Genomic DNA, 22643 nt, shown 5'->3' with positions numbered 1-22643 from the left:
GCCCGTCATAAGTCTTTATGTGTTGCCGCTTATCTTCTGCGGTGCGGCACCCGTGAGTGGCGGTGGCTGTGGGGGAGGGCGGCCACCCCTAAGAGCGCTGTTCCTAAGATCACCGTCATCGTGCGGGAGAATGCTCCCGCTCGCCTCCTGCCCGGTAGCGCAGATGAACCAGTCGAATACCTCTTATCTTTTGCGTCCTTTCTTTTATGAACTTGGGCACTTTCACGGGTAGCTACGCCGATGGTTGTGATGGACCCGGCCGTGATGGACCCATTGCGCGTGATTATATTGCGCCAGCAGAAAAGGGCGACCAATCCGGGGGCGCGTCGGGCGGCTTTCCCCTAGGATGGATACATGAGTTACGCACCCGAGATTAACCGCATTGTCGCCCCCTTTGAAGTGGTCAGCCCCTTCCAGCCTGCCGGTGACCAGCCGAAGGCTATCTCCGAGCTTACCGAGCGCGTACAGAACGGTGAGAAAGACATTGTGCTGATGGGCGCCACCGGTACCGGTAAGTCCGCGACTGCAGCCTGGCTGATTGAAGCGGTGCAGCGTCCGACTCTGGTGCTCGTGCAGAACAAGACCCTGGCGGCGCAGCTGGCGAATGAGTTGCGTGAGCTGCTGCCGAATAATGCGGTGGAGTATTTCGTCTCGTACTACGACTACTACCAGCCTGAGGCGTACGTTCCGCAGACCGATACCTTCATTGAGAAGGACTCCTCCATTAACGAGGAGGTGGAGCGTCTGCGCCACTCGGCGACGAACTCCCTGCTGACTCGCCGTGACGTGGTGGTGGTTGCGACCGTGTCCTGCATTTACGGTCTGGGTACGCCCGAAGAGTACATTGAGCAGATGGTGACCCTGCGTCGCGGTGAGGAGATTGACCGCGACGAGCTGCTGCGCCAGTTCGTGGCGATGCAGTACGCGCGTAACGACATGGACTTTCACCGCGGCACGTTCCGCGTGCGCGGCGATACCGTCGAAATCATCCCCATGTACGAGGAGAACGCGATTCGCATCGAGTTCTTCGGCGACGAGATTGAGGCGATTTACACCCTGCACCCGCTGACCGGCGAGGTGATTCGCGAGGAAGAAGAGATGTACGTCTTCCCCGCAAGCCACTATGTTGCCGGCTCGGAGCGTATGGCGAAGGCTATTACCTCCATCGAGGATGAGCTACGCGAGCGCCTGCAGACTCTCGAATCCCAGGGCAAGCTGCTGGAGGCGCAGCGTCTGCGCATGCGCACCACCTACGACCTGGAAATGATGGAGCAGATGGGCTTCTGCAATGGCATTGAGAACTACTCGCGCCATATTGACGGTCGTGCCGCCGGTAGCGCCCCGAACTGTCTGCTGGACTATTTCCCGGATGATTTCCTGCTGATTATTGACGAGTCGCACGTGACGGTCCCGCAGATTGGTGCCATGTACGAGGGCGATATGTCTCGTAAGCGCACCCTGGTCGAGCACGGTTTCCGTCTGCCGTCGGCGATGGATAACCGCCCGCTGAAGTGGGAGGAGTTCCTGGAGCGTATCGGTCAGACGATTTACCTTTCGGCGACCCCCGGTAAGTATGAGCTGTCGCAGGCTGATGGTTATGTGGAGCAGATTATTCGCCCGACCGGCCTGATTGACCCGGAGATTGTGGTCAAGCCGACCAAGGGGCAGATTGATGATTTGCTTGAGGAGATTCGCGTGCGCGTTGAGCGTGATGAGCGTGTGCTGGTCACGACCCTCACCAAGCGCATGGCGGAGGATCTGACCGAGTACCTGCTACAGCACGGCGTGAAGGTGCAGTACCTGCACTCTGACGTTGACACTCTGCGCCGTGTGGAGCTTCTGCGTGAGCTGCGCCTGGGCACCTTTGATGTGCTGGTCGGTATTAACCTGCTGCGTGAGGGCCTGGACCTGCCCGAGGTGTCCCTGGTTGCGATTCTGGATGCCGATAAGGAAGGCTTCCTGCGTTCGACCACTTCGCTGATTCAGACGATTGGTCGTGCGGCGCGTAACGTGTCCGGTCAGGTGCACATGTACGCCGATAAGATTACGGATTCTATGCGCGTGGCGATTGATGAGACGAACCGCCGCCGCGAGATTCAGCAGGCGTACAACCGTGAGCACGGCATTGACCCGCAGCCTCTGCGGAAGAAGATTGCCGATATTACGGATGTTCTCGCCCGCGAGGAAGAGGACACCCGCGAGCTTCTGCAGCAGCGTAAGAGCGGTAAGAAGGGCGCCCGCACGGTGAGCGCGGGTGCGAAGACCGGTTCTGCGACCTCGTCGAAGATTGCCACGAGCACCCCGGAGTCGGAGGAGCTTCTCGCCCGTGCGGAGGCGCGCGTTCGTGCGGACGGCCTGGCGGCGGCACCCGCTGAGGACCTGCTGGATTTGATTGAGCAGATGAACGAGCAGATGCGTGTGGCGGCGGAGAACCTGCAGTTTGAGTTGGCGGCGCGTCTGCGTGATGAGCTTGCCGATTTGAAGAAGGAGCTGCGCCTGATGAAGGAGGCGGGTCACGCCTAAGCCCGGTGTTCTAAGCCCGGCGTTTAGGGGCCGACGTGGGTTTTTCGCCATGAGGTAACTCATTGTTCATGAAGTTCTACTGAGTGCAGATACATGCTGTACACTATCAAGGTGTTTTACGTGTCAAATAACACCTTGATGCTTCCGAACGATAAAGAAAAATCTGTGACTATTTCGAATAACTCTTCAGACGCACACACCATGGGAGCTCGTTCCGTTACCCGCCGCAACCTCACCCGCGGTGCGCTCTGGGCTCTGCCCGCTATTGCCGCCTCCACGGCGGTACCCGCATTCGCTGCCTCGGCTGATGATTGCAAGACGGTACACGGCCCGGACTTCACCCAGGTCGGCGGCTGGATGATTACCAACCCTGCCAGTGGCGCCCTGCAGTCGCGCACCAAGAACAAGCCCGTGACTGCGCCGGAGACCGGTCAGGCGTGGTGGTCCATGGAGAATGCAACCTCCCCGAATCCCGCAACGATTCGCCTCATGTCCGTGTACGAGGCGACTCACGGCCCCGAGGGCGACCTCAACCTGAACTGCGGTGAGTTCGTGATGACCTACAACGTCTCCGCCCTGGAGGCGACGACCGGCACCACGCACCTGCACCCGTCCATGGACATTTACCTTTTCTCGCCCGAGGGTGAAATCATTGACCGTCAGGTCTTCACGACTGACCCGACCGGCAAGGCAACCGTCATGACCCGCAACGGCAAGACTCAGACCGTTCAGGGTCAGGTCATTCCCTTCGCGTCGAGCGTGAATGATAAGGCGACCGGCATCTCCGCGCGTTTTGCGTTGCGTGGCAATACGCTCATGGAAGGCATGTACCAGTTCGAGGTGGTTATTACCGTCCCGACGATTCGTGAGAACGGCACGCTTGATACGAACAAGCAGGTCAACGCGATTGCTTTCACCCCGCCGACCTTCAACATGGTCTCCTAATTGAATGAAAAGTAGCCCTCCCCGTAATAGTTCACGGGGAGGGCTACTTTGATGTGGGCTTGCTGCGCGGTGTTGATCTGTGCGGTGCCGATCTACACCGTGCCGCTCTACATGTTGTCAAACTCATAGCGTCGCCAGCTAGACCCCCAACTAGACAGCGCGTATTCATCACCCAGAACACCGCATCCGACGGGATAACCCCGCCGGATGCGGCGTTTCGGTGCACCTAGCTCCTGAAAGTCCTCCCGGAGGGGCTCCTGTGCGAAAACCTCAACCTGCTGTATAATCGTTCACCGAGCAAGGGAGTATCCCACCAATCGACTCATCGTCAGCACGTTAGCCGAAGGCGCCTAACCGGTGAATCGAGCCGACCTCCATTTAGGCCGGCGGGAGAGACTTGTGGTCCTGTACGCACACCACAAGAAAGGCTCCCCATGGAAGTTACCGGGTTGCAATGGTTGGTTACTATTCTCATCATCGCGGGTCTGTTGGCCTTCGACTTCGTGTTCCACGTTCGTAAGGCGCACGAACCTTCCGTCAAGGAAGCGGCCATCTGGTCGAGTATTTACATCGGCATCGCGCTGCTGTTCGGTCTGTATATTTTCGTGACGAACGGCCCCTCCGCCGCCACCGAATTCTATGCAGGCTACATCACCGAAGAAGCTCTCTCGGTCGATAACCTCTTCGTCTTCATGATTATTATGGGCACCTTCCGTGTCGCCCGTGAGAATCAGCAGAAGGTCCTGCTCTTCGGCATCGTCTTCGCGATCCTGGCGCGCGGCACCTTCATCTTCGCCGGCGCAGCGATCATCAACTCCTTCGCCTGGGTGTTCTACATCTTCGGCCTGGTCCTGCTCATGACCGCAGGTAACCTGCTCAAGGACGAAATCACCGAAGGCGACGGCGACGACGAAGCAGACAACATCATGGTCCGCCTCGCCAAGAAGTACCTGAAGACCAGCGACCACTTCGACGGCGACAAGCTCTTCACCATCGAAAATGGCAAGCGCGTCATGACCCCCATGATGCTCGTCATGGTCGCTATCGCTGGTTCCGACCTGCTCTTCGCACTCGACTCGATCCCCGCGATCTTCGGCCTCACCCAGTCCGTCTACATTGTGTTCACCGCGACCGCGTTCTCCCTCATGGGTCTGCGCCAGCTGTACTTCCTCATTGACGGCCTGCTGGACCGCCTCGTCTACCTCTCCTACGGCCTGGCGACCATCCTCGCGTTCATTGGCGTGAAGCTCATCCTGCACGCAATGCACGAGAACAACCTGCCGTTCATCAACCACGGCGAGCCCGTGCACGTGGTCGAAATCAGCACCGAAATGTCGCTGATGGTCATCGTGGGCGTTCTGATCATTACCGTGCTTGCCTCGCTGCTCAGCCCCAAGGGCCGCGCGCTGCAGACCATTCAGCGTGTTCAGGCGCTCTCCGAGAAGTACCTGGCACTGCCCGAGGATGCACCTGCCGCCGAGCGTGCGGACATCACCGCCCGCTGGCAGAAGGAAACCGAGAAGCTCAACGCCATTCCCGCCAAGCTGCGTGACGAGCTGATCGAGAAGGAAGACGAATACCATGCCCTCGTGATGCGTGCCCGCACCGCACAGGATGCGCACTCTTCCTCCAAGTAGTTACTGAGCGTGCAGCCTCACCAGGCTGGCGCTAACACTAAAGCCCCTCACACCGGATCAACCGGAGTGAGGGGCTTTAGCTATATCAGAGATATTTCAGAAGAATTACTGGTTGTGAACCTCAGCCAGCATGTTCTTCAGGTGACCCAGAATGGTCAGCGAGTCAGAACCGAAACCGTCGTGGTGGTGGGTCTTCGAGGTCCACACCTGAGTGTTGCCGACCCAGCGAGCGGTCTCCATGGAGTGCTCAAAGTCCACGTACACGTCCGGGTTGTACGCCGCAGCCACCACGGGAACCTCGTTCTTGTGCAGCTGTGCGTGGTCGTACAGGCGACCCCAGTCCTTCTTCTCAGCCAGCAGGTTCGCAACCTCAGCCAGCGGACGTAGCGAGGGATCCTCCTCGTAGTACCAGGGGAAGATGTGCTCGCCGGTGAAGAGTAGACGGTCCGCATCCGGTGCGAACTCGGGGCGGGAAGCCGCCACACGAGCAGCAGACCAGTTGGTCGGCGCGGGGGAGGGGGACAGCTCGTAGCCGGGGATGCCGGGCAGAACGCCGTCAGCGGGGCCGTCAGCGTAAATGGTCTCGTGCATCAGGGCGTACAGCGGGTTCGCCTGGAAGGTCACCTCGGCACCCATGGCGGTCAGGAACTGATCGGAGAGGTGGTCGTTACCCTCAGCGAAAGCGGTCTCCAGGAAGTAGTGCAGGCCGCGCTCGCGCCAGCGGCCACCCAGGAAGTGACCAGCCATCTGGAAGCGGTGATCGGTCAGACGCTCACCGGTGGGCAGGTACTCCTTGTGGGTGCGCAGGTGCTCAGCAATGCGGGTAGCGAGCTCAGCGTCCTCGGGGAACCAGCTGTAGTACTCCTCAACACGTTCCTTCATGCGGTCGAAGGTGTGCTGGTAGACGTTGTCCACGGAGGTACGAATCGGCGCCAGGCCCGCGGTGATGCGCGAATCGCGCAGGGACTGCGGAGCGAAGGACAGGTACGAGAGGGTCAGGAAGCCACCGAAGGACTGACCAATGGTGGACCAGCGCTTGTCGGCACGGTCAGCCAGCAGCACCTCGCGGACAGCCTCCGCGTCAGCGATGATGGAGTCCGCACGGAACAGCTCAGTGTACTCAGCCTGAACCTGCGGGTCACCCACAGCGGTGATGTTGCGGGCAGACAGCGGGGAAGACATGCCGGTACCGCGCTGATCCAGAAGAACCACGCGGTGAGTCTTCGCCAGCTCAGCAATCCAGCCGCCAATGGAGCCGGTCTTCGGCGAACCGAAACCGGGGCCGCCCTGCAGGTACACAATGTAAGGACGCTTATCAGCCGAAACGGTCAGAGTCTCGTTGGTGCTCACAACCTCGCGGGCGAACACGGTGATGGTCTGGTCCGCGAAACGGGAGGAGAGAGCGGCATCCTTGCCCTTGGAGAAAATCAGACCGTGGGTCAGGGGAACCTGGAACCAGTGGTCGGTAATCTCGTAGCCGTCGTGCTTGACGACCGAACCCTTACGGTACTCAACCTTGGGAAGCGAAGAAACGGTCAACGGTGAACCTTCTTTCATTCAAATAGATAGATACTCTGTATTCTAGCCCACTACGGGCAACATCTGGGCAGAGCCTCGGGCGGAGTCTCAATTGGAGCCTTAGAACTCGCCCACGCTCAGAATCTTCAGCACCGGGTAGCCCGCCTCATCGGAGGCCGCCAAATCAACCTCGGCACGAATACCGAAGTCAAAGTTATCTTCGGGGTCGGCGAAGCTCTGCTGAACCTTCCACACGCCCGGGTGAGCGGCGGTGTCCTCATCCATGCTGACCAGGCGAGGCGAGCGCGCGTCGGCGTCCGTGTAGATGTCGTCGTAGGTGTCGAAGTAGTCGTCCATGGCGTCCGCCCAGCGGTCGGCATCCCAGCCGCACCACTCGTCCAGGGCGCCCAGGGCGCGGTCACGCTCGTCAGCGAAGAGCTCCACACGGCGGAAGAGGGCGTTGCGCACCATCACGCGGAAAGCGCGCAGGTTCTTCGTCACGGCGGGAGGCTCTTCCTCCTCGATGGAGGCGTGCTCGGCCGCAATGGTTGCGGTGTCTTCGCCGGCAGCCAGCTTCTCCCATTCGTCCACCAGGGAGGAGTCGGTCTGGCGTACCAGCTCGCCGAGCCACTCGATGATGTCGTCGAGCTCGTCAGTCACGGCAGAATCGGGGATGGTGTGTCGCAGTGCCTTGTACGCGTCAGAGAGGTAGCGCAGAAGCACGCCCTCGGCGCGTTCCAGCGAGTAGTACTGCACGAAGTCGTTGAAGCCCATCGCGCGTTCGTACATGTCACGCACAATCGACTTGGGGCGCGGCTCAAAACGTGCAACCCACGGGGCAGACTGCTTGTAGGTCGTGTACGCCTGATCAATGAGCTCAGCCAGGGGCTGCGGGTAGGTGACCTTGTCCAGCTCGTTCATGCGTTCGGTGTAGTCCACACCGTCCGCCTTCAACTGCGCCGAGAGCTCGTTCTTCGCCTTGCGCTCCTGCGCGTACAGCACCTGGTTCGGCGAATCCAGGGTCGCCTCGATGAGGGAGAGCGCATCCAGGGCGTAGCTGGGGGATTCGGGGTCCAGCAGCTCCAGCGCGGCGACCGCGAAGGCAGACAGCGGCTGGTTGAGGGCAAAGTTATCCTGCAGGTCCTCGGTCAGGCGCAGGTAGGAGCCGTGCTCGTCCGGGGTGTTGGTTCGCTCAATCACGCCGCCGGTCAGTAGCTCCTTGTAGATGCCGATTGCCTTGCGCAGCAGCTCGCGGCGGCGCGCGGGGCTCTCGTGGTTCTCCTGAATGATGCGGTACGCGGCAATGACCGGGTTCTCCGGGCGGTGCATCAGGTTCAGCAGCATCGAATGGGTGATGTCGAAGGAGGAGGTCAGCGGCTCCGGGGCGGCTTCTACCAGCTGGTCGAAGGTCTTCTTAGACCAGCCAACGAAGCCCTCCGGCGCCTTCTTACGCTTGGAGGACAGCGACTGGTTAATGCGCTTGGTGTCGTCACCGAACTTCGCCTGAGCTTTAGCCAGCAGGCGAGCGTTCTCAATATCGTGCTCGGGTGCCTGAACCACCACGGTGCCGGCGGTATCAAAACCGGCGCGGCCGGCGCGTCCAGCAATCTGGTGGAACTCGCGGGCACGCAGACGGCGGCTGCGGGCACCATCAAACTTCGACAGCGCCGTAATCAGCACGGTACGAATCGGCACGTTAATACCCACACCCAGGGTGTCGGTACCGCAAATCACCTTGAGCAGACCCTCCTGAGCCAGCTGCTCCACGAGGCGGCGGTACTTGGGCAGCATGCCCGCGTGGTGAATACCGATGCCGGCACGCACCAGCTTATTCAGCGCCTTACCGAAGCCCGGACCGAAACGGAACTTCGCAATCAGCTCTGCAATGCGTTCCTTATCTTCCTTCGAGGCAATAGCCACCGACAGCAGCGCATTCGCCTGCTCCAGTGCCGCCTTCTGCGAGAAGTGCACAATGTAGACCGGAGTCTGCTTGGTCTGCACGAGCTCCTGCACGGTTTCCTGAACCGGGGTGGTGGAGTAGTAGAAATGCAGCGGAATGGGACGCTCAGAATGCGCCACCAGGTCACTCTCACGACCGGTCAGCGCCGTCATCTCCTCCTGGAAGCGAGTCGTATCGCCCAGGGTCGCGCTCATCAGCAGGAACTGCGCCTGCGGAAGCTCCAGCAGGGGAAGCTGCCACGCCCAGCCGCGCTGCGGGTCGGAGTAGAAATGGAACTCGTCCATAATGACCTGGCACAGGTCCGCATCCTTACCCTCGCGCAGGGCAATATTGGCGAGAATTTCCGCGGTGCAGCAGATAATGGGCGCCTCCGTATTAATGGCGGAGTCGCCGGTAATCATGCCCACGTTCTCGGCACCAAAAATATTGATCAGGTCAAAGAACTTCTCAGACACCAGCGCCTTAATGGGGGCGGTGTAGTAGGAGCGCTGACCGGTCGCCAGGCCCGTAAAATGCGCGGCAACAGCCACAGTGGACTTACCGGAACCGGTCGGAGTTGCCAGCACCACGTTATGTCCGGCGGCAATGCTCAGAACGGCCTCGTCCTGGGCGGGGTACAGGGTCATGCCGCGGGTCGAAATCCACTCGGTGAACGCCTCATAGATTTCTTCGGCGGTGAGGGGGTTGCCCTTAAAATCGCGTCGATTGTAGTCGCCGGGGTTCTCGCCCAGCCCGGGAGAAAGAAAATTCAAAATACTCATGAGGATTCCAGTCTATCGGGAATAGCGCGGGCGCGGGGGCGTTATCGTTACGAGGGAACAAACGGGTACTCGCGGAGTGTTTGCGGGGTGTTCGCTGCATCTTTGCAGGGAGTTCGCGGTTCCTTCGCGGGGCGTTTATAGGGTGTTCGGGAGGCGCGGTGCCGCGCTAACGCGGGAATTCCCCAAATTCGTGTAGTGTAGAACAAAGCACTAAAAGTGCAGTGGTGCAAAAACCTGGTGCTCAGAAGGTCGAAAACGTAGGCCTCCATGCCGCATAGATTACCGCGTAGATGCAGAATCCGCCGATTGATGTCGGTGCATGTTGAGCGGCTGATACAAACTCCAAAATACGTTGCATAAATGACGACACGCCCATCTATGGTGCAAATAGTGTTGCGTGCCACATTGATAAAGGAATAGGGTAAGAGAAAGGAGAGACGTTGAATGACTGAATACAACGCTGACAAGGCACAAGAAAACGCCGCGCGTGAAGAAGCTACGCATGAAGAATCCATGCATAACAAAACCACGCAGGAAAAAGCCGCTCAGAAGAAAACTGCGCAGAAAAAAGCTGCACAGGAAGTAACCGGTAGCGAACAGCGCAAGGCCGAAGAGGAAGCCCTCAAAAAGCGCCTCGCCCTGCGAGTCACCGCACCCGGATACAAATACCCCTGGCACCGCTGGGCAATCCCCGTCGTGGGTGAAACCACCGCGGGTACCGGTGCGATTCTTATCCCCGTCATGGTGGGTCAATTCATCAACCAGCACATCGCCGGCAAAGCCCCCGACGCCTGGCCCATGTTCTGGGTGGTGGTCGCATCCATCACCTTCATCGTGATTAACGAGTTCTTCGGCTGGGGTACCTCCATGACCCTCAGCGCGGAGCTCGGCCGCGACTGGCGCATCTATATCAACCGACTCATGGGACGCACCCGCACAACCGTTGACGCGGGCGAAGCGGTTACCGTCATGAACAAAGACGTACGCCGCATCACGGCCGTCTACTTCTCGCTACCGCTATTCGTCAATGCCATGATTGTTGCGACCCTCGGTGCCGTGCAGCTCTGGCTCATTAACCCCGTCACCGCGATTGTCACCCTCATCGGTACGCTCATCGTGGTCGGCGTGATTGCCTGGTACTCGTCCTTCCTCGAATCCAAGATTGGCGAATACCGCGAAAAGGACGGCGAAGCCTCCTCACGCGCCTCCGACATCGCCACCGGTCTGCGCACCATCGCCGGCCTCGGCGCCGAAGAACAGATGCGTGAACGCTACCACCGCGGTACCGACGAAGTTTTCGACAGCTACATGCGCTACGAAAAGACGCACCGCTGGATGTTCCTCATCCGCGCGCTGCTCGGTGGCGCCGTGACCCTGCTCGGCATCGGCTTCGCCCTCACCGGCCACGTCGAAAACGGCCGCTGGGTCTCCGACACCCCCGCCGCATCCCTGGTGACCGTCGCCTCCATTATCGCGATGATGGGCGGCCCCATCTGGATTACCCAGAACTTCCTCACCGCATGGCGATACGCCAAGATTGCGCTCGCCAAGGTTGCCCGCCTCGAAGGTCACGCGGGCGTACGCCAGGGCGTGCTGAAGAGCCCGCGCACCGACGAGGAAATGGCGCAGCTGGCACACGCCGAACAGGCAGTCGAGGCGAGCACCCTCGAGGTGCCCGTACCCGTCGCCCCCGCCGGTGCCAGCAACCCGCGCATCGTGTACGTCAACCCGCGCGACTACAACCTCACCGCGCAGGACTACGCCGAGGCGCTCGCCCGCACCCTGCGACGCGGGGGAGAGGACCTTAAGGACGCAACCGGCCGCCGCGTGCTGCTGAGCGAACCGAACCCCATGATTTTCGCGGGAACCCTGCAGGAGCACCTGCGCCTGGGCACCGTGCCGAACCCCGACGAGGAGCTGGCACAGGCGAAGGATGAGGAACTGCTGAAGATTACCGACTCCCGCGAAATCGCCTACCGACTGGGCGGACGTAACCCCGAAGACTACTTCGCCGCCCGCATCACCAGCGAAGGCGCGAACCTCTCCGGTGGTCAGCGTCAGCGTCTGGCACTCGCCCGTGCTCTCGCACAGGATGCGCAGGTGCTCATTCTGACCGAGCCGCTGAACTCCGTGGACGAACCCAGCCAGCGCTACATCTACGATGCGATGGAAACCCAGATCGGTAGCGACCGCCTGCCCGTCGGCTACCCCGGCCTGCTGCAGGATTTGGAGCAGGTCTACGTTGTCTCCACGACCGCGGAGACGACCCGCCGCATGGAACGCGACGGCTACCCCGTCGCTCAGGCAGAAACCCCCGAAACCACTCAGAATCAGGAGGTGAACTAGCATGGCAAAGCAGCTCCCCATCGAAAACCCCGCCTACGTGGCACGCCGCATGTGGAACTACCTCGCAGCGCATAAGGGGCGAGCCCTCTACACCTTCGTCATCTACATGGTCAGCACCCTCATGGGTGCGGTGGTGCCCCTGCAGATTGGTGCCACCGTGGACGACGTGGTGGCGGGCAAGTTCTCCAGCTACCCGTGGCAGCCGATTCTGATTATCCTGGCGGCGTTCATCGTGCAGGCGATAACCCTCATGGTCTCCTCGTACAGTGCGGCGCGACTGGGTGCGCTCGTTACCCGTGACGCCAACCAGGACACCCTCGACGGCACCCTCGACCTGGATGCACGCACCGTGGAAGAAGCCGGCAGTGGCGACCTGCTCACCCGCGTGACCGACGACCTGTCCTCGGCGGCGAAATCTGTCAGTGAGGACCTGCTCGGCGCGATTTACGTGGTGCTGTACTTCATTATCTCCACCATCTCGCTAGCGGTTGTGAGCCCGGCAATGGGTCTGATCATGCTACCCATGATTGCCGGTCTTGCCCTCATCATGTCGAAGATGCTGCCGCTCATGGCGGCACGCAACCAGACCGCCCAGGAGCGCGTGAGCGACCTCAACAGCGTGCTGACCGAGAACATTCGCGGCACCTCCACGATCCGTGAGCTGGGCGTTCATGCCGCCCGCGAAGACGCCTTCGCCGGTGAGAACAAGCGCCAGTTCGCCGCGCAGCTGGGCATGGTGCGCATCCGCCAGCTGTACTTCACCGTGGATGCTATCAACGCCTGGATCCCCACGATTCTGTGTATGCTCTGGGGTGCCGCCTGCGTGGCTCTCGGCTGGGCAAGCTGGGGCGCCGTGGCGACCGCCTCGGTCATGGTTTTCAGCCTGCGAATCCTCGCCGACATGCTGAACCACCACGTCAGCAGCCTGCGCATTATGCTCGTGAATATGGGCCGCGTGTTCGGTGTGGTGTCCCTGGCGAAGAAGCAACGTGAGGCGCGTGCACAGCACCGTGCCGAAGCGTTCGCCGCCGTGTCTGATGAAGCCGTGAAGAACCCGGAGTACGCCATTGACTGCACCGACGTCTCCTACGGCTACTCGCCGGACGCCCTCGTTCTGGAAGGCATCAACCTGAAGATTCGCCGCGGCGAGGCGCTCGCTCTGGTGGGTCGTTCCGGTTCGGGCAAGACCACCCTGGCGCGTCTGATTGGTGGTTCGCTGACCGCCCTGGAGGGCACCATCACCGTGATGGGCCGCCCGGTCGGTCATGGCGACTTCCCGACCGATGCCGCCGCCGACGGCCGCCCGCGCCTGCTGGTCTGCACCCAGGAAGCGCACGTCTTCTTCGGCACCCTCGCCGATAACTTCACGGTGGTTGTGCCGGATGCAACCGTCGAGCAGATGGGTGAGGCACTGGACGCTGTCGGTGCCCGCTGGTGGCGCGACCTGCCGCAGGGCATGGACACCGTCGTCAGCGGCGCGGATTCGCCTCTGACCCGCGACCAGATTCAGCAGCTGGCCCTGGCACGTATTGTGCTTGCCGACCCGCACGCCGTGATTCTGGACGAGTCCACCACCCAGCTGGAACTCGCGGACGCAACCGAGTCCCTGCGCGCCGTGTTGGCGAACCGTGCGGTGCTGATTATTTCGCACGATGCGCGTATCGCCTCCCTGGCTGACCGTGCGGTCCTGCTGCACGAGGGCAGGATCATTGCGGAGGGCTCACCGGCAGAGATTTTCGCCCTGACCTAACCGGCAGCATATATTCCCGGCAGATAGTGCCCGGCACCGTGTGAAGCGGTGCCGGGCACACTCGTTTAACGGGTGGGTTGAGGTGGTGGCTGGGGGAGTGATTGGCGCTGCGGCGATGTGTGGATGGGACGCGTTGTGAAGAGCACCGTTGTGAAGGGCGCCGACAAACGAAAATTTCGGAGAGATTCACTTGTCACCCGCAAAACTTTCAGCTACTGAGAATCGTTGTGATAACCTGGCAGAGCGATATGGGGTGCCTTGAGACGCCCGCGACCCGCTGACCCGCCCAAAGACGGGCAACCAAAACAGCGGGGGCACGGAACAGCGGGCGCGCGAAACAGCGTACAAACACTCAAGGCTGAGAGAATCACCCATTGAACCTGCTCTAGTTCGAACTAGCGAAGGGATTATCGATGAAGGCAGAGCAGCCTAGCGCGCCCACGTGCGCATCCACCACCCCCTCTAACCCTGCACCCGGCGCGAGCGCTCCCGGAAACCCCCGGGCACCCCAGACAGCTCGCGTGCCGAGGGTCCTCTCGATTGCGGGAACCGACCCCTCCGGCGGTGCGGGTATTCAGGCGGATCTTAAATCCATTACGGCATCCGGCGGTTACGGCATGTGCGTGACCACCTCACTGGTCGCCCAGAACACCTGCGGGGTTCGTGAAGTATTCACCCCGCCCCTGGAATTTTTGACCGCGCAGCTTGCCGCCGTTTTTGATGACGTCACGGTTGACGCCGTGAAAATCGGCATGCTCGGCGACGCAGACACGATCCGCACCGTCCGCACCTGGCTGAGCGAGCACCCCGTGCCCGTGGTCGTGCTCGACCCGGTCATGATTGCTTCTAGCGGTGACCGCCTGCTGCAGGCGGAAGCGGAGCAGGCGCTGCGCGATCTCGTGCCGCTCGTGAATGTGATTACCCCGAACATTCCGGAGCTCGCCGTGCTCTGTGAGAAGGAACCCGCCCAGACTTTCGATGAGGCGCACGAGCAGGCAGCGAACCTTGCGGCGGCGACCGGAACTACCGTGATTGTGAAGGGCGGCCACCTGTGCGGTCAGGACGCCGGTAACACCGCGGTCTTCCCGGACGGCACCTGCGCGCACGTGCGTACCCCGCGTCTGGACAGCCGCAATACGCACGGCACCGGATGCTCCCTGTCCTCCTCGCTGGCAACCCGCCTGGGCGTGGAGCTGCTCCAGCACGCCGAAGTCGCAGAACACACCGCAGAGCAGAGCGTTCTGACCAGCGAAGACACCCACCGCGCCCTGCAGTGGAGCACCCGCTGGCTCCACGAATCCATTGCCGCAGGTGCCGGGCTACAGGTCGGCTCCGGTGAGGGCCACGGCCCGGTGGACCACGCCGCCCGTGCCCGCCGCCTGGAGGCTGCCGCCTCCGCATACCCGTGGCATCACCTGCTCGCCACCACCGACTCTGAGGGCAATACTCTGGACGGCACCAGCCCGGAGCGTCTGCTGCCGGTCAGCCCCGTGCCCGCCGGTGAAGCCGTCGTAAAGCCCGCCGGACCCTGGACCGCCGCCCTCTGGGCAGCCGGTGGCGAAACCTGGCACCAGATCCTGGACCTGCCCTTCGTGCGTGCCCTCGGTGATGGCACCCTCGACGAGGACCTGTTCGCCTTCTACCTGGACCAGGATGCCCTCTACCTGCGTGATTATTCGCGTGCGCTCGCGACTCTCTCGGCGCGTGCTGACACCGCTGAGGCGCAGGTGCACTGGGCCGCCGGTGCGCATGAGGCGATTGCCGCCGAATCGCAGCTGCACGAGGGCTGGCTGGCGAACCGTGCGCGTCTGGGTGGCCCCTCGCCGATTACGATGGGGTACACGAATTTCCTGCGTGCCTCCGCCGCCGGTGATGATTACGTGGTCGGTGCCGCCGCTATCTTGCCCTGCTACTGGCTGTACGAAGAGGTGGGCGCTGTGCTCTCCTCGCAGAATCACGCGGACCACCCGTACGCGGAGTGGCTGAGCATGTACGGTGGCGAAGAGTTCGCCGCGGAGGTGGCGCGTAGCCTCGCGGAGGTGGAGCGTGCGTTTGAGACGGCTTCACCGGCTCAGCGTGTGCGCGCGGCGCGGGCGTACCTGTCGGCGTGCGTGTACGAGCGTGAGTTCTTTGACCAGGCGCACCGAGCATTGCGTTAGTTTGCCGGGCGCTGCGCTAGCTGACGGGCGCTGCGCTAGATGACTAGCTCTGCGCTAGCTGGCGGGCATTGCGTGAGGGGGTGCACCGCAGCCAGCTCGCAGGTGCTTTAGGTGCCGGTTTTTGGGCTGAATACCGTCCCGGCATGGCGTGAGATAGGTGATTGATGCTTCACTCAAGCTACCGCTGGTTCGGGGGTTGTGCCGGTTATGCTTAAGGCGTCGGTGAAAACCGTTAGCGGTAGGATTCCGGCCCTCACCCAACTGGCTGATGTACCTGCCGCGCCCGCACCTCTACGGCGTGTAACCGACCAGTTTGGCCCGTCGCAACCACCTCATCCAACCCCCGCGGCGGGCCAAACGCCTTCCTTCTAGCTTTCGCGAAGAATGTTCGGCATAGAAATATCCCGTGCAGATACTCTCATCTGCACGGGATATTTCTATATGTCTCACCGTTACGAATCAGCCGCCGCTTCGTTATCCGCATCTTCATTTTTCTCGGCCCGGAACCCCACCCAGAACGCTCCAGCTGCCAAACACCCGACAAACCACAGAGAGATACTACCTACTAGATGATCTAGGAGAGCCATCGCAATCACACCGGCGACAAATCCTCCGACCACCAGGGAGTAATCTAAAGCCGTCATCAGAGCACGTCTGCGGGTGCGGCGTTCTTCGTCCTCAGGCCGGGCGGGGGAGGTATCCGCTGACGGGTGACGAGCCTCAACACGCCTTCTAACAACACGCTCCCTCCGGGTGCTGCAAGCATTAGCTATAGCACGGGTATAGAGAGCACCGGCCGTGTACCAGGCGCTTAACATTTTGCGCCAATTTCCGCTGGTCATAAACAGGGAAAACGGGTTCTCACCAATACGGGTGTCTGCAAGTGCATGAATGAGCAGGCCAATAGTGAACGCTAACGCCCCCACCTGAACCCCGTGCTCGCTCACCCGGTGAATCAGAGGAGTCACAAAACAGACGAGGAGGAAGGGCACCAGAGTAAAAATGCGCCAGTGTTTCAGGTGTGCCCTCTGCCCCAAAAGATCGTGCAGAAGATGACCGCCCAGGTACCCCAGGCTAAAGAAAATCACTGAGAGCCAACGCAGGTGAATAGCGTGCTGCGAACTGTGACTCATATCAGCAATGAGAAGGATAAAATTACCGGTCTGCGTGGCAACCAAAGCTTTGTAATGAATATGAGAGAAAACATCTACCGCTCCACCCAGGGATGCTAAGAGAAGCGCCATAATCCGCCCGTAGCGGCGCGGAGTTGGAATCCTGGAAAGAAAAAGTGCAAAGCGGGCAGTCATCGTGGTCCTTGGTGGTGAAAAAGATCCGGGCATGCAAAAACCTCGAGCACCTATGGTACTCGAGGTTTTTACGATAGGCACGTAGGTGCCTCAGAAGATGCAAGGTCTACAGTCTACTTGCTCTCACCCTTGAGCGCACCCACGAGCGGACCAATCACGTCCATGGGCAGCGGGAAGACCACGGTCGAGTTCTGGTCGGCACCCAGCTCCAGCAGGGTCTGCAGGTAACGCAGCTGCAGGGAAGCGGGGGACTGGCTCAGAATGTCGGATGCTTCCTTCAGCTCGCTGGAGGCCTCCAGCTCACCGCGTGCCGAAATAATCTTTGCGCGGCGCTCACGCTCAGCCTCAGCCTCGCGAGCCATGGCGCGCTGCATAGCCTCGGGAATCTCAACGTCCTTGATTTCAACGAGCTCCACCTGAATACCCCACGGCTCGGTGCGCGAACCGATGATGGAACGCAGGTCCTCGTTCAGGTCCTCGCGGTGTGCGAGCAGGGTGTCCAGGTCAACGCGACCGAGCAGGGAACGCAGGGTGGTCTGCGCAATCTGGCTGGTGGCAATCGGGTAGTTCTCAACCTCAAGCACCGCGTTCTTGGCGTTGGTCACGCGGAAGAGGACCACGGCGTTCACGCGGGCGGGAACGTTGTCCTTGGTGATGACTTCCTGCGGGGGAATGGTCAGGGTGATAACACGCATATCAACGCGCTGCAGGGAGTCAACGAGGGGGAAGACGACGTTCAGGCCGGGCTTCAGCTCCGAACGCAGGTGACCGAAGCGGAAAGAGATGCCACGCTCGTATTCGGGGATGACGCGGAACATACGAATCAGAATAAAAAGAACAATGACGGCAACTGGGATGAGGATAGTTGCCAGAGTGACGGGATCCATGGTTTTCCTTCACAAGTATTGGGGGAGGACGGTATGTGTGCCCACCTGCCCGCGCCTCGTACGGTGCAGGTAGTAGGGGGTGCCCGGTAACCGGGCTGTGTGTGGGGGAGTTTAGGGAGGGAAATTTTCCGTCCCGGCGTACATCGCGGCGGTCGGTGCTTTAGCGGCACCCCGCATGGAAAACTCAAAAGAGGAATAAAAGAGAATTCCATGCAGGGTGGCCGCCGAAGCTAACAGACGGGACCAATCGACCGGTCAGCCGCCGGAACGGAAAAACTTGTGCAGCGCTACTTCTTCGCCATCTGCTCTGCCAGCTTTTCAGCAGCCTCAACCTCAGCCAGGTTCTGCTCCTGCAGGACCTCGTTCGTGGTCTTGTGCAGTCGCTTAACCGAGGTGCCGGTACCGCTCCATGCGGGGCGGTCCGGGTCGAGGGCAGAGGTACGAACCGGCAGGGTTGCCTCCGCAATCATCTGCTTGCGGGTCTGCTCGGTACGGCGCTTACGCTCATTCGACACGCCACCCCACTTCGCCGCGAAACGGTCCATCTTCACGTTCACCGATTCGTCAGCGGTGGATGCGTGAATATGCTTCGGATCGTTCTCGAAGTTCGCGGGGGAACGCATGAGCTTCACAGCCAGCGGGTAGGTCAGCGACAGGCAGACCACCGCGGCGGCACCCTCCACCAGAAGCTCCAGCGGGGAGTGCCAGACGATGGCGGCACCAATCAGGATGACCACACCCAGCAGCGAGACAGCAACCGCCAGCCCGCGGTGGAAACGACCCGACTCGGAGTAGGGCCATTCGTCCACTTCACGGGTGAGCTCGCGGCCGTTCGCCGAGACGGTGCAGCTGTCCTTAATCGGGCAGGTGTTGCACACGCTGGGCTTGGCGCGGTAACGCATCACTCGGTTATCCGAGTCGAATGCGGTCGCCCACAGCCACTGGTCTTCGGGGCAGAGCCACGCGTCGCTCTCTTGGTGGTAGGTGAACCCGAAGGTTCGCGCCGCCACCATGCGCTGGCTGGTGCGCTTGGCGAGAATATCGAAGCCCCAACCCACGGCGACCAGGCCGAGCGCGTACACGCAGGCCAGCCACACGAGGAAAGAAACTCCAGCAATCTGCTCAGGCATGGTTAGCCTCGACGATCGCTACGGTAGGGGCTGGTCTGCTCGGGCAGCTCCTCGGCAGCCTTAGCGCCGGCGAACTCTGCGATGCGAGCGTCCTCAACCACCTCGTACAGCGGCGGTTCGGGCAGCTCCAGGACGGTTTCCTTAGCGTTCTTGGAGAAGATCTCCTTGAGAGCCAGCAGAGCCAGCTTAATCAGCGGGATAATGCCGACCAGGAAGATGACGTCACCGGGCATGCGCATCCAGCCCATCACGGCGGAAGCGCCGTCGTGGATAAACGCGAAGGAACGAGCCTCGTAGTAGCCCTCACCAACGGACTTGTACAGCTGAGCAATACCCAGCGGCAGCAGTGAGATGAAGGACATCCACAGCAGACCGATGTTCAGGGTCCAGAAGGAGAACTTCAGACCCTTCTCAGGCCACTTGTTCTCAGGGATCAGGTAGCGCAGACCAAACACCGCGAACGCGATCGCTAGCATACCGTACACACCCATCATGGATGCGTGCGCGTGGTTTGCGGTCAGCGCCGTACCAATCTCGAAGTAGGACACAATCGGCAGGTTAATCAGGAAGCCGAACACACCTGCGCCGAGGAAGTTCCAGAAGCCCACAGCAATCAGGAACATCACAGCCCAACGGTGCGGGAAAGGCTTGGTGCGGTTGGAGTACTGGCGAGCACCCAGCTGCATGAAGCCCCACGCCTCAACGGTCAGGAAGGTCAGCGGGATAACCTCAGCAGCCGAGAAGAACGCACCGAATGCCATCTGCTCGGAGGGGGTACCGACGAAGTAGGTGTGGTGCAGAGTACCGATCACACCACCGGCGGAGTAGAGCACGGCGTCCATCATGATGATGGAGATTGCGATGCGCTCGCGGACCACGCCGAGCAGCACGAAGATGTACGCCACCATGACGGTGGTGAACAGTTCGAGGAAGTCCTCCACCCAGAGGTGAACCACCCAGAATCGCCAGAATTCGGCGACGGTCACGTGAGTACGCTGACCTGCGAGCAGGCCGACCGCGTAGAACATGGGGATGGCGAGGCCGGAGAAGAGGAACAGCCACGGCAGGGAGGTCTTCTTCGAGCCCTTCAGGCGAGCAGAGAGGGTACGCCAGACGATGACAATCCAGATGAACATACCCGCGGTGAGCAGGATCTGGAAGAATCGCGGCAGGTCCAGGAACTCCCACTGCTGCGAGAAGAAGCCGGTGAATTCCTTGGGGATAAGGCCCTTCTGAGAGAACCATTCGTTCAGCAGCGAGCCGAGGACAACGAAGACCACGGCGCCGATGAGAACATAGGTGAGCAGACCCTGCTTCTTGGGTTCGCGGCGGGTAATCAGCGGGGCGATGAAGATACCGCCCGCCAGGAACGCGCCTGCGGTCCAGAAGAGGGAGAGCTGAAGGTGCCAGGTTCGGGATACCGTGTAGGGCAACAACTGGCCCATGTCGATACCGAAGAATCCGGTGAGTTCTTCACGGTAGTGCTCGGTGAGCGCACCCACCAGAGCCTGTAGCAGGAACAGCACCAGGATCGTTGCGAAGAGCAGGCAGGCTGCCTTCTGCGAGGGGGTCAGGCGAACTTCGTCGGGCTGACGGAAGTCGAGGACGGGTGCCTCTTCCGCGTGCCAGCCGATAGCGCGGGACCAGCGGCCGTAGATGGCGAACATCAGACCGGTACCACCGATGAGGGCAATCAGGGAGAGTGCCGACCAGACCATCAAATCCGCGGTGGGCTTGTTGTCCACGTTGGGTTCGGAGGGCCAGTTGTTGGTGTAGGAGTAGGGCTGGTCGGGGCGGTCTGCCGCCGATGCCCATGCGGTCCAGCCGAAGAATGCGACGATGTCGTGCAGTTCTTCGTCGTTCTTAATGGCGTTGGGGAACAGGCCCTGCGAGGTGTCACCCTTCATGAGGGTTTCACGGTAGTGCTTGAGCATGAGCTGGTAGCCCTTGGTCTCACCAGCGGACCAGGTGATGGTCTTAGTCTGCTCGTCGTACTTGTTCTCCTTGCGCCACTCGTTCTTGACGAGCTCGCGGGGGTCCTGCTTGCCCTGTTCACGGTACTCCTTGACGGCAGCATCGGTGGTCAGGCGCAGGTATTCTGCAGTGTAGTCGGGGCCGAGGTAAGCACCGTGGCCGAGGACGGATCCGTACTGCTGCAGGCCGCGTCCCTGGAACAGTTCCTGACCGTGCAGAATCTGTTCTTGGGTTGCGATAGTTTTGCCGTCGTTGCCGACGATTTTGTCGGGGAGCGGCATGGAGAGTGCGTAGGTGCGCATTGCAAGGACTGCCATGATGGTGAAGCCCAGGAGCATCACAAACGCAACAGCCTGTACCCAGCCTTTTCCGGCATAGGCACCGACCGTGTCTGAGCGGCGGGCAATCTTTGCTGCCTGCGCACGCGAGACGGGTTTTGTAGCCATAGTGTATGTCTCCAGTGTGCGTGGATTGTGTAGGTGGAGTGGTTCCGACGCACATCCGCTGGAGGGGCGGCTCACTATGTTCAGGGTGAATCGTCCTTGAGGGAGGTGCGACAGCCCACCCTGCTCTCATTTTTGCATATTAAATGCGTATTTACGAAACTTTGCTGACGTAGCGTCATAATGTGACACGGCTATTTGGCGGGGAAATCAGTAATCATAAGGCGGAAAACCTGAAATATTACGTTGAGGTTGAACCCTTAGCTTCCGCGCTACCTCCCCGCCTGTAACGGGGGAGGAGGCGCCGGGGTGGAGGCTGCGCAGACTCTCTCAACCGAGGCTTTTACTCAGGCTCCTACTCGAGCTCCTGCCGGAGTTCTCGCTGAAGTCGTTGGAGGGAGGCGCATCCCAGCATGTGGAAGGGGAATGCGGCACCCCTCACGTTCCTACACTCGGGTGTGGAATAATAAAACTCGGTACTACTATACACAGTACAAATTTTTTCAGTACAGATTCTGTGCACCCACACGGTGTACCCTCAGAAGGGGCCACTCACCCCGCACCCACGGCAGCCCGCCACCACAGCCCGCAATCTATCGGCACCTCAGGAGAGTTCACGTGCTTCTCTACAAATCCACCCAGAAAGCAGTCACCGGAATCCTGCGCACCGTCTTCCGCGCCCGCGTGACCGGACTCGAAAACTTCCCCGCCACCGGCCCGGTGATTGTCGCCTCCAACCACCTGTCCTTCCTGGACTCCATCATTATTTCTGCCATGATGCCGCGCCGCGTGGCGTTCCTCGCCAAGGCTGAGTACGTGAACACCCCCGGCCCGCGCGGCAAGATGATGAAGGCATTCTTCGAAGCCGTGGATATTATTCCCGTGAACCGCTCCGACCGTTCCGAATCGCTCAAGGCGCTCGACATTGCCCTGGAGAAGCTACAGGAGGGTAAGGTCTTCGGCATTTACCCCGAGGGCACCCGCTCCCGCGACGGCTACCTGTACCGCGGCAAGATTGGTGTGGCGTGGCTGGCGCACATGACCGGCGCGCCCGTGGTTCCGGTTGGTCTGATTGGCACCGACCGCCTGCAGAAGCCCGGCTCGAACATGATTTACCCGCGCCGCTTCACGATTCGTGTGGGCAAGCCGCTTTACTTTGAGAAGACCGGTGAGAAGATGACCGGCAAGCAGCGCCGCGTCACCACCGACACGATCATGGATGAGATTGCTCAGCTGTCCGGTCAGGCGCGAAAGCATGAGTACAACGTTTCGCCCTCAGCCGCACGTGACGCAGGCTAGGGCA

Annotated in this window: 13 protein-coding genes and 1 riboswitch; of the genes, 7 read left to right on the top strand and 6 right to left on the bottom strand. The window is 60.8% G+C overall.

Annotation, left to right across the window (positions count from 1 at the left end; translation table 11 throughout):
• Positions 1-354: 354 nt before the first annotated feature.
• The 3 genes from uvrB (at position 355) to HMPREF2942_RS07985 (ending at position 5105) form a co-directional block, all read left to right on the top strand.
• Entirely contained in the window at positions 355-2523 is a 2169-nt protein-coding gene (gene uvrB / locus HMPREF2942_RS07995; protein WP_070688817.1) for an excinuclease ABC subunit UvrB, read from the top strand.
• A 165-nt stretch (positions 2524-2688) separates the two neighbouring features.
• Positions 2689-3468, top strand: a complete 780-nt coding sequence (locus tag HMPREF2942_RS07990) for an ornithinee aminotransferase (RefSeq protein ID WP_246822943.1) — start codon at positions 2689-2691, stop codon at positions 3466-3468.
• A 434-nt stretch (positions 3469-3902) separates the two neighbouring features.
• Positions 3903-5105, top strand: coding sequence for a TerC family protein (locus HMPREF2942_RS07985; RefSeq protein ID WP_049346459.1), 1203 nt, complete (start codon positions 3903-3905; stop codon positions 5103-5105).
• Between the two features lie 105 nt (positions 5106-5210).
• On the opposite strand, the gene HMPREF2942_RS07980 is transcribed toward HMPREF2942_RS07985, so the two are convergent.
• Together HMPREF2942_RS07980 and HMPREF2942_RS07975 are read right to left on the bottom strand one after the other, a co-directional pair.
• Positions 5211-6662: an alpha/beta fold hydrolase gene (locus HMPREF2942_RS07980; RefSeq protein WP_049346461.1), complete on the bottom strand. Its 1452-nt coding sequence runs from the start codon at positions 6660-6662 to the stop codon at positions 5211-5213.
• A gap of 81 nt (positions 6663-6743) precedes the next feature.
• Positions 6744-9344, bottom strand: coding sequence for a DEAD/DEAH box helicase (locus HMPREF2942_RS07975; RefSeq protein ID WP_070688816.1), 2601 nt, complete (start codon positions 9342-9344; stop codon positions 6744-6746).
• A gap of 444 nt (positions 9345-9788) precedes the next feature.
• Here HMPREF2942_RS07975 and HMPREF2942_RS07970 point away from each other — a divergent pair, with 444 nt between their 5' ends.
• The 3 genes from HMPREF2942_RS07970 to HMPREF2942_RS07960 all read left to right on the top strand — a co-directional run bounded on the left by HMPREF2942_RS07970 (position 9789) and on the right by HMPREF2942_RS07960 (position 15599).
• Entirely contained in the window at positions 9789-11690 is a 1902-nt protein-coding gene (locus tag HMPREF2942_RS07970) for an ABC transporter transmembrane domain-containing protein (protein ID WP_070688815.1), read from the top strand.
• 1 nt (position 11691) lies between these two features.
• Entirely contained in the window at positions 11692-13440 is a 1749-nt protein-coding gene (locus HMPREF2942_RS07965) for an ABC transporter ATP-binding protein (protein ID WP_070688814.1), read from the top strand.
• 239 nt (positions 13441-13679) lie between these two features.
• A riboswitch (TPP riboswitch) is annotated at positions 13680-13865 on the top strand.
• On the top strand, positions 13854-15599 hold the full coding sequence (locus HMPREF2942_RS07960) for a bifunctional hydroxymethylpyrimidine kinase/phosphomethylpyrimidine kinase (RefSeq protein ID WP_083313476.1): 1746 nt from the start codon (positions 13854-13856) through the stop codon (positions 15597-15599). Its footprint overlaps the riboswitch before it by 12 nt.
• 452 nt (positions 15600-16051) lie before the next feature.
• On the opposite strand, the gene HMPREF2942_RS07955 is transcribed toward HMPREF2942_RS07960, so the two are convergent.
• The 4 genes from HMPREF2942_RS07955 to HMPREF2942_RS07940 all read right to left on the bottom strand — a co-directional run bounded on the left by HMPREF2942_RS07955 (position 16052) and on the right by HMPREF2942_RS07940 (position 21343).
• Positions 16052-16906: a YoaK family protein gene (locus HMPREF2942_RS07955; protein ID WP_070688813.1), complete on the bottom strand. Its 855-nt coding sequence runs from the start codon at positions 16904-16906 to the stop codon at positions 16052-16054.
• A 113-nt stretch (positions 16907-17019) separates the two neighbouring features.
• Positions 17020-17793: a slipin family protein gene (locus HMPREF2942_RS07950; RefSeq protein WP_005506196.1), complete on the bottom strand. Its 774-nt coding sequence runs from the start codon at positions 17791-17793 to the stop codon at positions 17020-17022.
• Positions 17794-18080: 287 nt separating this feature from the next.
• Positions 18081-18923 (bottom strand): transposase, encoded by an 843-nt coding sequence (locus tag HMPREF2942_RS07945; protein WP_049341322.1) that lies wholly within the window; start codon positions 18921-18923, stop codon positions 18081-18083.
• A 2-nt stretch (positions 18924-18925) separates the two neighbouring features.
• Positions 18926-21343: a nitric-oxide reductase large subunit gene (locus HMPREF2942_RS07940; RefSeq protein WP_070688812.1), complete on the bottom strand. Its 2418-nt coding sequence runs from the start codon at positions 21341-21343 to the stop codon at positions 18926-18928.
• A 615-nt stretch (positions 21344-21958) separates the two neighbouring features.
• Here HMPREF2942_RS07940 and HMPREF2942_RS07935 point away from each other — a divergent pair.
• Complete coding sequence (locus HMPREF2942_RS07935; protein WP_044150489.1) at positions 21959-22639, top strand: lysophospholipid acyltransferase family protein; 681 nt, start codon at positions 21959-21961, stop codon at positions 22637-22639.
• The last annotated feature ends 4 nt before the right edge of the window (positions 22640-22643 follow it).

Origin of the sequence: Rothia sp. HMSC071C12 (assembly GCF_001813895.1) — a bacterium.
Taxonomy (GTDB): Bacteria; Actinomycetota; Actinomycetes; order Actinomycetales; family Micrococcaceae; genus Rothia; species Rothia mucilaginosa.
The sequence above is the reverse complement of the archived record's forward strand: the minus strand, read 5'-3'. Positions and strand labels throughout refer to the sequence as shown.